Raw genomic sequence first — 14,477 nt, 5'->3', positions numbered from 1 at the left:
GCCCACAGCCGCGCCTCGGTGCACCAGCGCTTCATGGCCGCGGCCTCGGCCTGGCAGGGCGAGCGCCCGGCCGGGCTGCCGCGGCGGCTGGTGGTGTTCGGCGTTTCGTCGCTGCCGCAGCAGTCGCTCGAGGTGCTGGCCGCGCTGGCGCGCTGGATGCAGGTGCTGATGTGCGTGCACAACCCCTGCGAGCACGACTGGTCCCACATCGTGGCCGACAAGGACCTGCTGCGCGCCGAGCGCCTGCGTCAGCGCCGGCGCCCCGGCGGCGAGGGGGCCATCGCCGAGGAGAGCCTCCACCTGCACGCACAGCCGCTGCTGKCCGCCTGGGGCAAGCAGGGCCGCGACTTCATCCGCCTGCTCGACGCCCATGACACGCACGAGGCCTATGCCGAGCGCTTCGCGGCCATCGGCGAGCGCATCGACTGCTTCGATCCCAATCCGCGCGACACGCTGCTGCGCCAGCTGCAGGACGACATCCGCGACCTGCGCCCGCTGGCCGAGACCCGCGCGAAATGGCCGGCGCTCGATGCCGGCGCAGACCGCTCGATCCGCTTCCATGCCACGCACGGCCCGCAGCGCGAGGTCGAGGTGCTGCACGACCAGTTGCTGTCCGCCTTCGCGGCCGACGCCACGCTGCGCCCGCGCGACGTGATCGTGATGGTGCCCGACGTCGCGGCCTATGCGCCGCACATCCAGGCGGTGTTCGGCCTGCTCGCCGCGGACGATCCGCGCCATGTGCCCTACACCCTGGCCGACCAGGGCCAGCGCCACCACGATCCGCTGCTGGGCGCGCTCGAGAAGCTGCTGGCCCTGCCGCAGTCGCGCATCGCCGTGAGCGACCTGCTCGACTGGCTCGAAGTGCCGGCGCTGCGCGCACGCTTCGGCATCGACGAGAACCAGCAGCCGCTGCTGCACCGCTGGATCTCGGCCGCCAACATCCGCTGGGGCCTGCATGCCGAGCAGCGCCGCGGGCTCGACCTGCCCGAAGCGCTGGCGCAGAACAGCTGGGACTTCGGCCTGCAGCGCATGCTGCTGGGCTATGCCGTGGGCACGGGCGAGGCCTGGGCCGGGGTCGAGCCGCTCGACGAAGTCGGCGGCCTGGACGCCGCGCTGCTGGGCCCCCTGGTGCAGCTGCTGTCCACGCTCGAAACCCACTGGCGCACGCTGGCCACGCCGGCCGCGCCTGCGGTCTGGGGCGAGCGGCTGCGCGCGCTGCTGGCCGACTTCTTCGCCGCCGACGAGGACAGCGACGGCTTCACGCTGCAGCGGCTCGAGACGGCGCTGCAGCAGTGGCTGGACGCCTGCGCCAACGCCGGCCTGGCCGAGGAAGTGCCGCTCTCGGTGGTGCGCGAACACTGGCTGGCGCAGATCGACCAGCCGACCCTGAACCAGCCCTTCTTCGCCGGCGCCGTGACCTTCGCGACCTTGATGCCGATGCGCGCGATTCCGTTCCGCGTGGTGGCGCTGCTCGGCATGAACGACGGCGACTATCCGCGCAGCCGGGTGCCGATGGACTTCGACCTGATGGGCCAGGACTACCGGCCCGGCGACCGCTCGCGGCGCGAGGACGACCGCTACCTGTTCCTCGAGGCGCTGCTGTCGGCGCGCGAGCTGCTGCACATCAGCTGGGTCGGCCGCAGCATCCACGACCATTCGGAGCGCCCGCCCTCGGTGCTGGTTGCCCAGCTGCGCGACCACCTGGCGGCCGGCTGGCGCCTGGCGGGCGACGAGGCGCTGCCGCAGCAGGCGGCGGGCGAGCGCCTGCTGCACGCGCTGACGGTGGAGCACCGGCTGCAGCCCTTCCACCCGGCCTACTTCACGCTGGGCGGCGACGAGCGCCTGTTCAGCCATGCGCGCGAGTGGCGTGCCGGGCTGCTGGCGCAGCCGGCGGTCGGCTCGGAGGCCGCCGAGCTGGCCCCCTGGACCTTCGACGGCCCGCTCACGCTGCGGCTGCTGGCCGACTTCCTCAAGGACCCCGTGCGCAGCTTCTTCCGCCAGCGCCTGGGCATCCATTTCGAGGCCGACGATCCGGTCGGCGAGGACGAGGAGCCCTTCGCCCTCGACGCCCTCGAGAACTGGCAATTGCAGAACGAGCTGATCCTGGCGCAGAAGGCGGCGCTCGAGGCCGGCGGCTCGCGCGAGGAGGCGCTGGGCGCGCAGCTCGCCCGCATGGCGCGCCGCGGCGAACTGCCGGCCGGCCATTTCGCCGACCTGGCGCAGGAGCGGCTGGCCGAGCCGATGGAGAAGATGTTCGACGAATACGCCAAGGCGCTGGCCGAGTGGCCCGAGGCGCTGCCGGATGCGGCGCTGGACGTCCTGCCCGAGGGCCTGGACGAGGCGCTGCGCCTGGCCGACTGGCTCGGCGGCCTGCGGGCGAACGCGAGCGGCGGGCGATGCCGCCTGCTGCTCGACAGCGGCAGCCTGGTCAAGGAAGGCCGCTACCGCCTCGACAAGCTGGTGCCGTTCTGGGTCGCGCACGTGGCCGGGCACCTGGACGGCGGGTCGATCACCAGCCGCATCGTCAGCAAGGCCGGCAGCGTCACGCTGCAGCCGCTGGACCCGGGCCACGCCCTGGCCTGCTGGTCGGTGCTGCTGGATGCCTGGCAGCAAGGCCTCGGCCGGCCCCTGCCGCTGGCGCTGCGCAGTGGGCTGGCCTGGCTGGGCCGGGGTGGCACGCCAGCCGACCTGGCCGCCGGCGCACCGCGGGAAGCCGCGCGCGCCTGCTACGAGGACAGCGATCCGCAGTACGGCAAGTTCGGCGAGCGCGACGGCAACGCCTATCTGGCACGCGCCTATCCCGATTTCGACGCGCTGTGGGCCGAGGGCGAATTCGCCCGCTGGAGCCTCGCGCTGCTCAAGCCGCTGGGCGATGCCGTGGGCCGGGCCCCCGCCAAGGAAGCCGCATGACGCTGCCGTCCCTGCTTGAACCCTTGCACTTCCCGCTGCGCGGCAGCCGGCTGATCGAAGCCAGCGCCGGCACCGGCAAGACTTTCACCATCGCCGCGCTGTACCTGCGCCTGGTGCTGGGCCATGGCGGCGAGGCTGCGTTCAGCCGCCCGCTGGCGCCGCCCGAGATCCTGGTCGTCACCTTCACCGATGCCGCGACGAAGGAGCTGCGCGACCGCATCCGCGCCCGCCTGGCCGAAGCGGCCGAAGCCTTCCTCGCCGACCCTGCGGCGGTGCCGGCGAAGCCGCCCGGCCAGGACCTGCTGCACGACCTGCGCGCCGACTATCCGCCGCCCCAATGGCACGCCTGCGCCCGCACGCTGCGGCTCGCGGCCGAGTGGATGGACGAGGCCGCGGTTTCCACCATCCACGGCTGGTGCAACCGCATGCTGCGCGAGCACGCCTTCGACAGCGGCAGCCTGTTCAACCAGACGCTGGAGACCGACCAGCGCGAGCTGCAGGCCGAAGTCGTGCGCGACTACTGGCGCAGCTTCTTCACGCCGCTGTCGCCCGCGGATGCGAAGCGGGTGCACGGCTGGTGGGCGACGCCCGGGGCCCTGCTGAAGGCGGTCGAGAGCCTGATGGGCCTGAGCGAGGTGCTGGGCGAGGGCCTGCCGCCCGCCGCCGCGCTGCAGCGGGCACGCGAGCACACCGAGCGCGAGCTCGCCGTCCTCAAGGCCCCCTGGGCCGGCGACCGGGGCTGGGCCGCCGAGCTGCTGGCCGGCCTCGAAGCCGCCACCGCCGCCAAGCAGTGCAAGCTGCCCAAGCGCAGGGAGTGGCTGCAGAAGCTGCGCGACTGGGCCGAGGGCGAGGGGCGGCTGCCCGGGCTGACCAAGACCGCCTGGGACCGGCTCACGCCCACCGGGCTGGCCGAGGGCTGGAGCGGCGACACCACGCTGCTCCGGCACCCTGCGCTGCGGGCGCTCGCGAGCTTGCAGGAGGCCGCGCGGGCCTTGCCCGACGGCCGCCAGGACCTGCTGCGCCACGCCGCCCGCTGGTCGGCCGAGCGCCTGGCCGGCGAGCAGGCCAGGCGCGCGCAGATGGGTTTCGACGAACTGCTGACCCGGCTCGACGCCGCGCTGCAGGGCCCCAACGGCGAGCGTCTGGCGGCCCTGATCCGGCGCCAGTTCCCGGTCGCGCTGATCGACGAGTTCCAGGACACCGATCCGCTGCAGTACCGCATCTTCGACGCCGTCTACGGCATCGCGGCCAACGCGCAGGACACCGCCGTGGTGCTGATCGGCGACCCCAAGCAGGCGATCTACGCCTTCCGCGGCGCCGACATCCACACCTACCTGGCGGCGCGGCGCGACACCGAGGCGCGCCACGCCACGCTCGGCACCAACTTCCGTTCGACGCCGGCGATGGTCGAGGCGGTCAACCGCGTCTTCATGCAGGCCGAGGCGCGCGCCGCAGGGCAGGGCGCCTTCCTGTTCCGCGAGCGCGGCGAGAACCCGCTGCCCTTCCTCGCGGTGCAGGCCCGGGGCCGCAGCGAGCGCTGGTGCGTGGCGGGCGAGGAGGCCCCGGCGCTCACCTGCTGGACGCTCGACGGCGATCCGCCGCCCGGCAACGGCGAGGCCCAGCGCCTGCTCGCCGCCGCCTGCGCGACCGAGATCGTGCGCCTGCTCAACGACGGCCAGGCCGGCCGCACCGGCTTCGCGAAAGAGGGCGACGCGCTGCGCCCGGTCCGGCCCGGCGACATCGCGGTGCTGGTCAACAGCGGGCGCGAGGCGGCCGCCGTGCGCCAGGCGCTGTCCCGGCGCGACGTCCGCAGCGTCTATCTCTCCGACAAGGACTCCGTCTTCCAGAGCCCGGTGGCGGCCGAGCTGCAGCGCTGGCTGGCCGCCTGCGCCGAGCCCGACGACGACCGCCCGCTGCGCGCCGCGCTCGGCAGCGCCACGCTGGCCCTGGGCTGGGCCGAGCTCGACCGGCTCAACCACGACGAGCTGCAATGGGAAGCGCGGGTGCTGCAGTTCCGCCGCTACCAGCAGGCCTGGCGCCGCCAGGGCGTGCTGCCGATGCTGCGCCACCTGCTGAACGACTTCGGCGTCCCGCAGCGCCTGCTGGCCGCGGAGGACGAGCGCACGCTGACCGACCTGCTGCACCTGGCCGAACTGCTGCAGCAGGCCAGCGCGCAGCTCGACGGCGAACACGCGCTGATCCGCTGGCTGGCCGAGCAGCGCCAGGACGGCGGCAGCGACAACGACGCGCGCAAGCTGCGCCTCGAAAGCGATGCCGACCTGGTGAAGGTGGTCACGGTGCACAAGTCCAAGGGCCTCGAGTACCCGCTGGTCTTCCTGCCCTTCGCCACCGCCTTCCGGGCCGCCAAGGCCGAGGACCTGCCGCTCAAGTGGCACGACGACGCCGGCCGGCTCGTGGTGGCGCTGCAGGCCGACCCCGAGTCGCTGGCCCGCGTCGATCGCGAGCGGCTGGGCGAAGACCTGCGCAAGCTCTACGTGGCGCTGACCCGCGCCCGCTACGCCACCTGGGTCGGCGTGGCGCCGCTGGCCGGCGTGGAGCGCACCGCGCTGGGCTACCTGCTGGGCGGCGGCGCATCCTTGCCCCCGGCGGCACTGGCGGACGCGTTGGGCGAACTGGCGCGGGGGTCCCCGGCGATCTCGGTGCAGGCCGCACCCGCGGCCGGCGACGAACGCTATCGCCCGGTCGCCACCGCGCCGCGACTCGCCCCCGAGCCCGCGCTGCCCTCCGGCCCGCGCGAGCGCTGGTGGATCGCCAGCTACTCGGCGCTGAGCCGGGCCGGCGACACGCTGGACGACGAGGCCGCGCTGGCCCAGGGCGAGCCCGCGACGCGGCTGGCCCTGCCGCCGACGCCCGCCAGCGCCGCCGAGGACATCTACGCCGACAGCCGCGCCGATGCGGCGGTGCCGGAAGACGAATCGACCGCGCCCGAGCCCCGCACCGGCAGCCTGCACGACTTCCCGCGCGGCGCGGGCCCGGGCAGCTTCCTGCATGGCCTGCTCGAGTGGGTGGGCCGCCAGGGCTTCGCGCGCGTGCCGTCCGATCCCGCGGCGCAGGCCGACCTGGCCGACCTGATCGCCCGGCGCTGCAACCTGAGCGGCTGGAGCGCCTGGACCGAGCCGCTGCGCGCCTGGATGATGGACTGGCTGGCCACGCCGCTGGCGTTGGGCGCCCTGGGGGGCGGCGCCGTGGCGCCCTCGGCGCTGGGCCGGGTCCAGATCGAGATGGAGTTCTGGTTCGCGGTGACACAGGTCGACCTGCGCGCGCTCGACGCCCTGGTCTGCCGCCACACGCTGGGGGGCGCCCCGCGAGCGCCGCTGCTGCCGCAGCAGCTCAACGGCATGCTCAAGGGCTTCGTCGACCTGGTGTTCGAGCACGAGGGCCGCTACTACGTGGCCGACTACAAGTCCAACTGGCTCGGCCCGCGCGATGCCGACTACACGCCCGCGGCGCTGCGCGACGCGGTGCTGGCGCATCGCTACGAGCTGCAGTACGTGCTCTACGTCTTCGCCCTGCACCGCCTGCTGCGCGCGCGGCTGCCCGACTACGACTACGAGCGCCACGTCGGCGGCGCCGTCTACCTGTTCCTGCGCGGCCATGCGGCGCCGGGCCAGGGGCTGCACTGCGAGCGTCCGCCGCGGGCGCTGATCGAGGCGCTGGATGCGCTCTTCAGCGGCGCGGCGCAGCCTTCGGCGGAATTGCCGGCATGAAAGCACCGACCGTGACCACCGACGTCTTCCTCGGCCCGCTCCCGGCCCGCCACGCGCCCCTGCTCGCCGACCTCGAACGCTGGGTCGCCGAGGGCTGGCTGCGCGCGCTGGACCGCAGCTTCGCCGCCTTCCTGGCGCAGAAGGCGCCCGATGCCGATCCGCTGCTGGTCCTGGGCGCCGCGCTCGCCAGCCACCAGCTCGGCCGCGGCCACGCCTGCCTGGACCTGCAGGCCGCGCTCGCCGATGCCAGCCAGGCCCTGTCGATGCCGCCCGAAGGCGCGGCGCGGGCGGCGGTCGAAGGCGCGGCGCCGATCACCGCGCCCTCCACCCTGCTGGCCGGCGTGAGCCTGGCGCGCTGGACCCAGGCGCTCGCGCATCCCGCGCTGGTGGGCCATGGCCCCGGCGCCACGCCGCTGGTGCGGGTCGGCAGCCGCCTGTACCTGCGCCGCTACTGGCAGTACGAGCAATCGGTGCGCGCAGCCATCGCCGGGCGGGTGGCGACGCCCACCGCGGCGGCCGCGCCCGAGGCTCAAGCCACCCTGGCCGCGGCGCTCGATGTGCTGTTCCCGCACCGCGACGGCGCCGCCGTCGACTGGCAGAAGATCGCCTGCGCGCTCGCCGCGCGGCAGGGCTTCGGCATCATCACCGGCGGCCCGGGCACCGGCAAGACCACCACCGTGGTGCGCCTGCTCGCGGTGCTGCAGCACCTGGCGCTGGCGGGCGGCAAGGGCCGGCGCCTGCGCATCCGCCTGGCCGCGCCCACCGGCAAGGCGGCGGCGCGTCTCAACGAATCCATCGCCGGCGCGGTCGCCCGCCTGCCGCTCGAGGGCCTCTCGGATCCCGAGGCCGTGCGCGCGGCCATTCCGACCGACGTGACGACCGTGCACCGCCTGCTGGGCAGCCGGCCCGACACGCGCCACTTCCGCCACGACGCGCGCAACCCGCTGGCGCTCGACCTGCTGGTGATCGACGAGGCCTCGATGCTCGACCTCGAGATGATGGCCTCCGTCTTCGCCGCGCTGCCGCCGCACGCGCCGCTGATCCTGCTGGGCGACAAGGACCAGCTCGCCTCGGTCGAGGCCGGCGCGGTGCTGGGCGACCTCTGCCAGCGCGCCGATGCGGGCCACTACCGCATCGACACCGACGCATGGCTGCAGGCCGTCACCGGCGAACTGCTCGAGCCCGAGCTGTGCGACGCCGACGGCAGCGCGCTCGACCAGGCGGTGGTCAAGCTGCGCGTCAGCCATCGCTTCAGTGCCGCGAGCGGCATCGGCAAGCTGGCCGAGGCGGTCAACGCGGGCGATGGCGGCGCGGTGCGGCGCGTGTTCGAGCGCGGCTACGCCGACCTGTCGCAGCAGCGCAGCCTCGACGACGCGGCGCTGCGCCGGCTGGTGATCGACGGCGCGCCCGAGGGCTTCGCGGGACAGGGCCAGGGGCGGGTCGATGGCGGCAAGGCGGTGCCGCCGCCGGCGGGCTACCGCCACTACCTGGCGCTGATGCGCGCGGGCAAGCCGGGCATCGATGCACCRCAGGCCGGGTTCGACGCCTGGGCGCGCGAGGTGCTCGCGGCCTACGGCCAGTTCCAGCTGCTGTGCGCGCTGCGCAGCGGCCCGCAGGGGGTCGAAGGCCTGAACCTGCGCATCGCGGGCCTGCTGCGCGCCGAGGGCCTGCTCGAGGCCGATCACGGCGGCTGGTACCCGGGCCGCCCGGTGCTGGTCACGCGCAACGACTACGGCCTGGGCCTGATGAACGGCGACGTCGGCGTGACGCTGGCGCTGCCGACCTCGGTGCCCGGCGAACAGCGCCCGCGCTGGACCCTGCGCGTGGCCTTCGCCGCCGGCGACGGCCAGGGCGGCATCCGCTGGGTGCTGCCGAGCCGGCTGCGCGCGGTCGAGACCGTGTTCGCGATGACGGTCCACAAGTCGCAAGGCTCCGAGTTCGCGCACGCCGCGCTGCTGCTGCCCGAGCGCTCGAGCCCGGTGCTGACGCGCGAACTGGTCTACACCGGCATCACGCGGGCCCGCCACTGGTTCACGCTGGCGGCGGCGCCGGAAGTGATGCAGGGGGCGGTACGCAGGCGGGTCGACCGGGTCGGCGGACTGGGCTTGCGCGGCGCGTGAGCGCAGCGCCGGGCCGCTCCCAAGCAAGCTCGCACCGCAGTGCGAAGCACGAAGGTACTCCAGTGACCCCGCGACGCGGCGCTCACTCCAGCCCGGCCTTGTCGAGGCCGTAGGCCCGGTCGGCGGAGCCCGGCACCGTCTTGAAGGCGACGTTGAGCCGGTTCCACGCGTTGATCGCCATCACGGAGAAACTGAGGTCCGAGAGCTCTTTCTCGGAGAGTTGGCTGCGCACGCGGTCGTAGGTGTCGTCGGGCACGCCGTGCTCGGGCAACCGGGTCAGGATCTCGGTCCAGGCCAGCGCGGCGCGCTCGCGCGGGCTGAACAGGGTCGACTCGCGCCAGATGGCCACGTGGTGGAGGCGCAGCTCGCGCTCGCCGTGCAGATTGGCTTCCTTGACGTGCATGTCGAGGCAGAAGCCGCAGCCGTTGATCTGCGAGGCGCGGATGTGCACGAGGTCCAGGATCTTCTGCTCGATGGCGCCTTTCTTCTCCAGCATGCTGAACTCGACGAATTTCTTGAACAGCTCGGGCGATTGCTGCATGGCGTTGAGGCGTTGGGTCATGGTCACTTCCTGAAGAGAGGGCCCCAGATCGGCTGAGGCATCCGCTTGCGAAACTTCGCGGCATGGACAATTTTTTTGCATCCATGCCCACAAGACGTTCCAGCTCGTCGGTTTGTGACAGACCCCGCCTCAACGCCCCCGGAAGGCCGCGGCCAGCCGCGCCAGCTTCTCGGGATTGCGCTGCACGTGGATGCGCGTGATGCGCTCGCCGTCGGTCTCACAGGACTGCGCGGACTCGAGCACGCCGTCGATGAAGCGCAGCAGCGCCCATTCGCCGTTGATCATCGCGAGCTCGATGCGCAGGCCGTCGCCGTAGCGCCGGTTCGCGGAATAGAAGAGCTGGGCGATGCGCCGGCCGCCCAGCAGCGGCTTGCCGAAGCTCGGCACGATGCCGCCGCCGTCGCCGATCAGCTCGGCGTTTTCGGCCAGCATCCTGTTCATGGCGGCGAAGTCGCCGCGCGACAGCGCTTCGGCGAAGCCGCGCATCAGCTGGCGGTGCGTGTCGGGCGGGACCGCGAAGCGCGGCCGCTCCTGGCGCAACTGCGTCTTCGCACGGTGGACGATCTGGCGGCAGGCCGCTTCGCTCTTGCCGATCGCCTGGGCCACCTCGTCGTAGTCGGCATCGAACACCTCGCGCAGCAGGAAGGCGGCCCGCGCCTCGGGCGCCAGCCGTTCCAGCAGGAACAGGAAGGCCACCGAGACATCGTCGGAAAGCTCCTTGGTCTGCTCGGGCGTGCTGGGCGCGTCGGTCAGCACCGGCTCGGGCAGCCAGTAGCCGACGTAATGCGCGCGCTGCACCTTGGCCGCGCGCAGCCGGTCGATCGAGATCCGCGTGGTGGTGGTTACCAGCCAGGCTTCGGCGTTGCCGATGCTCGCCTGCTCGGCCTCGTGCCAGCGCAGCCAGGCGTCCTGCACCACGTCCTCGGCTTCGGCCACGGAGCCGAGCATGCGATAGGCAATGCCCTGCAGGCGGGAGCGGAGGCGGTTGAAGGTGGCGGTGGCGTCGGTCGTCATATGCACTCAGACGTTCGAGGCCTTCGTGTTGTGACAGGAGCCCGACGCGCCCCCCTCACTCGATGTTCTGCACCTGCTCCCGCATCTGCTCCACCAGCACCTTCATGTCCACGCCGATGCGCGTCAGCTCCAGGGTCGCCGACTTCGAGCCCAGGGTGTTGGCCTCGCGGTGCAGCTCCTGGATCAGGAAATCGAGCCGCTTGCCGATCTCGCCGCCCTTCTTGACCAGCCGCTCGATCTCGTCGAGGTGCGAGTCGAGCCGGGTGAGTTCCTCGGCGACGTCGATGCGGATCGCGAATGCCGTGGCTTCCGACAGGGCGCGGTCCTGCGCCGCCTCGGGCGGGGTGGTGCCGCCGCCCAGGCCCATGGCGTCCTGCCAGCGTTCGAGGAAGCGGTTGCGCTGCTGCTCCACCAGCTGGGGCACCAGCGGCAGGGCCTGGGCCGCCAGCTTGCGCAGTTGCGCGAGGTGGTCCAGCAGCATCTTCGCCAGCCGGGCGCCTTCGCGCTCGCGGGCGGCCAGCAGGGATTTCAGGGTCTTTTCGGTGAGCTCGGCCAGCTCGGGTCCCCAGTCGCCGCGCGGCGCCGAATCCCCGGCCGCCAGCCGCAGCACGTCGGCCACGCTGAGGTCGCGGGCGTCCGGCAGCCACGCCTTGATGCTGTCCTGCACGCTGTTGAGCCGCTGCAGCAGCTTGGGCGAGGGGTCGCCGATGCCCGCTGTGGCGGTGGTCTCGATCGCGGCCCGGACCTCGACCTTGCCGCGCTTGAGCTGGCCGGTGAGCAGCTCGCGCAGCGCCGGTTCGTGCTGGCGCAGTTCCTCGGGCAACTTGAAGCTCAGGTCGAGGAATCGGCTGTTGACCGAGCGGATCTCGACCCCGAGACGACCCGCCGTGGAGGGGCGCGCTTCGGCGTCGGAGTGGCTGCCCGTGGGGCCGTTCTGGCCGCTGGCATAGCCGGTCATGCTGTAAACTGGCATCGCGCCTCGCTGTGGTTTGTTTGCTTTTCACCGAGGGCTCGGCACAGCGTTCGCTTGCCGCACCATCGCCTTCGGGCGAAACTCCCTGATTATGTCAAAGGTCAAACCTTCGCCCTTGCTTCCCGATACGGTGATCGGGGGATACCGCGTCGTGCGCCGGCTGTCGGCCGGCGGCTTCGGTGTCGTCTACCTGTCCGTCGACTCGAGCGGCCAGCAGGTCGCCATCAAGGAGTACCTGCCCTCGTCGTTGGCCACCCGCGCCACCGGCGAGCTGGCGCCCCAGGTGCCGCCCGAAAAGCTCTCGCTCTACCGGCTGGGCCTCAAGAGCTTCTTCGAGGAAGGGCGCTCGCTGGCCCAGATCTCGCACGCATCGGTGGTAAGCGTGCTGAATTTCTTCCGCGAGAACGAGACCGTCTACATGGTCATGAACTACCTGGAGGGGGCGACCCTGCAGGATTTCATCGTTACCGCGCGCGACCTCAAGAAACAGAAAGTATTCAGAGAGTCGACCATCCGATCGCTCTTCGACGAGATCCTGCGCGGCTTGCGCATCGTGCACCAGCACAAGATGCTGCACCTGGACATCAAGCCCGCCAACATCTTCGTCACCGACGACGACCGCGCCGTGATGATCGACTTCGGCGCCGCGCGCGAGGTGCTGTCCAAGGAGGGCAACTTCATCCGCCCGATGTACACCCCCGGCTTCGCCGCCCCCGAGATGTACCGGCGCGATTCGTCGATGGGCCCCTGGACCGACATCTACGCCATCGGCGCCTGCATCTACGCCTGCATGCAGGGTTATCCCCCGAATGACGCGCCGCAGCGCATCGAGAAAGACCGCCTGGGCCTGTCGCTCTCGCGGCTGCGCGGCGTCTACTCCGACAACCTGATCGAGGTGGTCGAGTGGTGCATGTCGCTCGACCCGCTGTCGCGTCCGCAATCGGTGTTCGCGCTGCAGAAGGAGCTCAGCCGCGAAGGCGAGCGCCGCTACACCAAGCTCACGGTCGGCGAGAAAGTCAGGCTTTCCATCGACAACATGCGCTCCTTCGAGAAGAAGGGCCTGCCTAAGGCCGCTGCTCCTACGACCCGCCCAGCATGAAATTCTCCGTATTCCAGGTCAGCCGCAAAGGCGGCCGTCTCAAGAACGAAGACCGCATGGGCTATTGCTACACGCGGGAGTCGGGCCTCTTCGTGCTGGCCGACGGCATGGGCGGGCATCCCGAAGGCGAAGTGGCCGCCCAGCTGGCGCTGCAGACCATCGCGGCGCTCTACCAGCGCGAGGCGCGGCCGGTCGTCAAGGACGTCAAGGCCTTCCTCACCGCCTCGGTGATGGCCGCGCACCAGCAGATCATGCGCTACGCCGGCAACAAGGGGATGCTCGACACGCCGCGCACCACCGTCGTGGCGGCCGTCATCCAGGGCAACACCGCGAGCTGGATCCACTGCGGCGACTCGCGCCTGTACGTGATCCGCGACGGCGAGCTGCTGACCCGCACCCGCGACCATTCGCATGCCGAGCGCCCGCGCGCCAACGCCGGCCCCGAGCCGGTCAACCGCAACCTGCTGCTGACCTGCCTGGGCTCTCCCACCACGCCGCTGTTCGACATCTCGGCCCCGCTGCAGCTGGAGCGCGGCGACCGCATCATGCTGTGCTCCGACGGCGTCTGGGGCGTGCTCGACGACAGCGTCATCGTGCACATCCTCTCGTCCGGCAAGCCGGTGTCCGATGCCGCGCCCGACCTGGCCGAGATGGCGCTGCGCAACGGCGGCTCCCACAGCGACAACGTGACCCTGATCGCGCTCGAATGGGAAACCGCCGACGAGGCGGGCCAGAAGCGCGGTGTGTCCACCGACAGCATCAGCGACGGCGTGTTCGCCTCCACCATCCAGGCCGGCATGCCGTCCGACAGCGAGCTCGACGACCTCGACGACGACGCCATCGAGCGCTCGATCGCCGAGATCAACGAGGCGATCAAGCGTTCGGCCGCCCGCAAAGCCTGAACCTTCTTACCTTTTCTCCCGGATCACCATGACAGTTTTCGTTCGAAGCGGCGGCCGTGCGGCCGACCAGCTGCGCCCCGTGCGCATCACCCGCGGCTACACCATCCACGCCGAAGGCTCGGTGCTGATCGAGTTCGGCCAGACCCGCGTGCTGTGCACCGCCTCGGTCGAAGAGAAGGTGCCGCCGCACAAGCGCGGCAGCGGCGAAGGCTGGGTCACGGCCGAATACGGCATGCTCCCGCGCGCCACCCACACCCGCAGCGACCGTGAAGCGGCCCGGGGCAAGCAGAGCGGCCGCACGCAGGAGATCCAGCGCCTCATCGGCCGCTCGATGCGCGCGGTGTTCAACCTGGCGGCGCTCGGCGAGCGCACCATCCACCTCGACTGCGACGTGCTGCAGGCCGACGGCGGCACCCGCACCGCGGCCATCACGGGCGCCTTCGTGGCCGCGCAGGACGCGGTCAACAAGCTGCTGGCCGCCGGCAAGATCCAGGCGACGCCGATCCTCGGCCACGTGGCGGCCATCTCGGTCGGCATCGTGCAGGGCACGCCGCTGCTCGACCTCGAATACACCGAAGACTCGGCCTGCGACACCGACATGAACATCGTCATGACCGGCGCCGGCCATTTCGTCGAAGTGCAGGGTACGGCCGAAGGCGCCGCCTTCTCGCGCGACGAGATGAACGCGCTGCTGGCCCTGGCCGAGAAGGGCATCGTCGAACTGACCGTGCTGCAGACGCAGGCGCTCGCCAGTTGAAGCAAACGACCCCGCGCACCCGCGCCCCGTGGCAATGAAACTGGTCCTGGCTTCCAACAACGCCGGCAAGCTCGCCGAGCTGCAGGCCCTGTTCGCGCCGCTTGGCGTGGCGCTGGTGCGGCAGTCCGAACTCGGCGTCGGCGAGGCCGACGAACCCTTCCGCACCTTCGTCGAGAACGCGCTCGCCAAGGCCCGCCATGCCGCGGCCGCCACCGGCCTGCCGGCCATCGCCGACGATGCGGGCCTCTGCGTCGACGCCTTCGGTGGCCTGCCCGGCGTCGACACCGCCCACTACGCCACCCGGTTCGGTTACGAGAAGGGCGATGCCAACAACGTGCGCGCGCTGCTCGAGCAGCTCAACGGCGTGCAGAACCGCCGCGCCGCGCTGGTCAGCACGCTGGTGGCGCTGCGC

The 14,477-nt window shown here is 72.0% G+C and carries 10 protein-coding genes; 7 read left to right on the top strand and 3 right to left on the bottom strand.

Going from position 1 to position 14,477, the window contains the following annotated elements:
• The 3 genes from recC to recD form a co-directional block, all read left to right on the top strand.
• Positions 1-2,910 (top strand): exodeoxyribonuclease V subunit gamma (gene recC / locus AC1D2K_RS15320; protein WP_478089688.1); only part of this gene is annotated, 2,910 nt, incomplete at its 5' end.
• Positions 2,907-6,638, top strand: coding sequence for an exodeoxyribonuclease V subunit beta (gene recB, locus AC1D2K_RS15315; protein WP_478089687.1), 3,732 nt, complete (start codon positions 2,907-2,909; stop codon positions 6,636-6,638). The genes recC and recB, both read left to right, overlap by 4 nt.
• A complete protein-coding gene (recD, locus tag AC1D2K_RS15310; RefSeq protein WP_478089686.1) occupies positions 6,635-8,758 on the top strand; it encodes an exodeoxyribonuclease V subunit alpha in 2,124 nt (707 codons plus the stop codon). Before recB ends, recD begins: the two co-directional genes overlap by 4 nt.
• Positions 8,759-8,840: 82 nt before the next feature.
• On the opposite strand, the gene AC1D2K_RS15305 is transcribed toward recD, so the two are convergent.
• The 3 genes from AC1D2K_RS15305 to AC1D2K_RS15295 all read right to left on the bottom strand — a co-directional run bounded on the left by AC1D2K_RS15305 (position 8,841) and on the right by AC1D2K_RS15295 (position 11,307).
• Entirely contained in the window at positions 8,841-9,320 is a 480-nt protein-coding gene (locus AC1D2K_RS15305; RefSeq protein ID WP_478089685.1) for a carboxymuconolactone decarboxylase family protein, read from the bottom strand.
• A gap of 129 nt (positions 9,321-9,449) precedes the next feature.
• Positions 9,450-10,334, bottom strand: a complete 885-nt coding sequence (locus tag AC1D2K_RS15300) for an RNA polymerase sigma-70 factor (protein ID WP_478089684.1) — start codon at positions 10,332-10,334, stop codon at positions 9,450-9,452.
• Between the two features lie 55 nt (positions 10,335-10,389).
• A complete protein-coding gene (locus AC1D2K_RS15295) occupies positions 10,390-11,307 on the bottom strand; it encodes a YicC/YloC family endoribonuclease (protein ID WP_478089683.1) in 918 nt (305 codons plus the stop codon).
• Positions 11,308-11,398: 91 nt separating this feature from the next.
• On the opposite strand from AC1D2K_RS15295, the gene AC1D2K_RS15290 reads away from it, so the two are divergent.
• The 4 genes from AC1D2K_RS15290 to AC1D2K_RS15275 all read left to right on the top strand — a co-directional run.
• Complete coding sequence (locus AC1D2K_RS15290) at positions 11,399-12,406, top strand: serine/threonine protein kinase (protein WP_478089682.1); 1,008 nt, start codon at positions 11,399-11,401, stop codon at positions 12,404-12,406.
• Positions 12,403-13,308 (top strand): PP2C family protein-serine/threonine phosphatase, encoded by a 906-nt coding sequence (locus AC1D2K_RS15285; protein ID WP_478089681.1) that lies wholly within the window; start codon positions 12,403-12,405, stop codon positions 13,306-13,308. The genes AC1D2K_RS15290 and AC1D2K_RS15285 overlap by 4 nt, the downstream gene beginning before the upstream one ends.
• 28 nt (positions 13,309-13,336) lie before the next feature.
• Entirely contained in the window at positions 13,337-14,065 is a 729-nt protein-coding gene (rph, locus tag AC1D2K_RS15280) for a ribonuclease PH (RefSeq protein WP_478089680.1), read from the top strand.
• A 34-nt stretch (positions 14,066-14,099) separates the two neighbouring features.
• A partial coding sequence (locus AC1D2K_RS15275; protein ID WP_478089689.1) for a non-canonical purine NTP pyrophosphatase occupies positions 14,100-14,477 on the top strand: 378 nt, incomplete at its 3' end.

The organism is Variovorax sp. P1_H12_2, from assembly GCF_056405335.1.
Note: the sequence above shows the minus strand (reverse complement) of the source record. Positions and strands in the feature narration are given on the sequence as shown.

Coding starts and splice junctions, on each gene's coding strand:
- recB (WP_478089687.1), top strand. CDS start 2,907: ATGACGCTGCCGTCCCTGCTTGAACCCTTGCACTTCCCGCTGCGCGGC.
- AC1D2K_RS15305 (WP_478089685.1), bottom strand. CDS start 9,320: ATGACCCAACGCCTCAACGCCATGCAGCAATCGCCCGAGCTGTTCAAG.
- AC1D2K_RS15300 (WP_478089684.1), bottom strand. CDS start 10,334: ATGACGACCGACGCCACCGCCACCTTCAACCGCCTCCGCTCCCGCCTG.
- AC1D2K_RS15295 (WP_478089683.1), bottom strand. CDS start 11,307: ATGCCAGTTTACAGCATGACCGGCTATGCCAGCGGCCAGAACGGCCCC.
- AC1D2K_RS15290 (WP_478089682.1), top strand. CDS start 11,399: ATGTCAAAGGTCAAACCTTCGCCCTTGCTTCCCGATACGGTGATCGGG.
- AC1D2K_RS15285 (WP_478089681.1), top strand. CDS start 12,403: ATGAAATTCTCCGTATTCCAGGTCAGCCGCAAAGGCGGCCGTCTCAAG.
- rph (WP_478089680.1), top strand. CDS start 13,337: ATGACAGTTTTCGTTCGAAGCGGCGGCCGTGCGGCCGACCAGCTGCGC.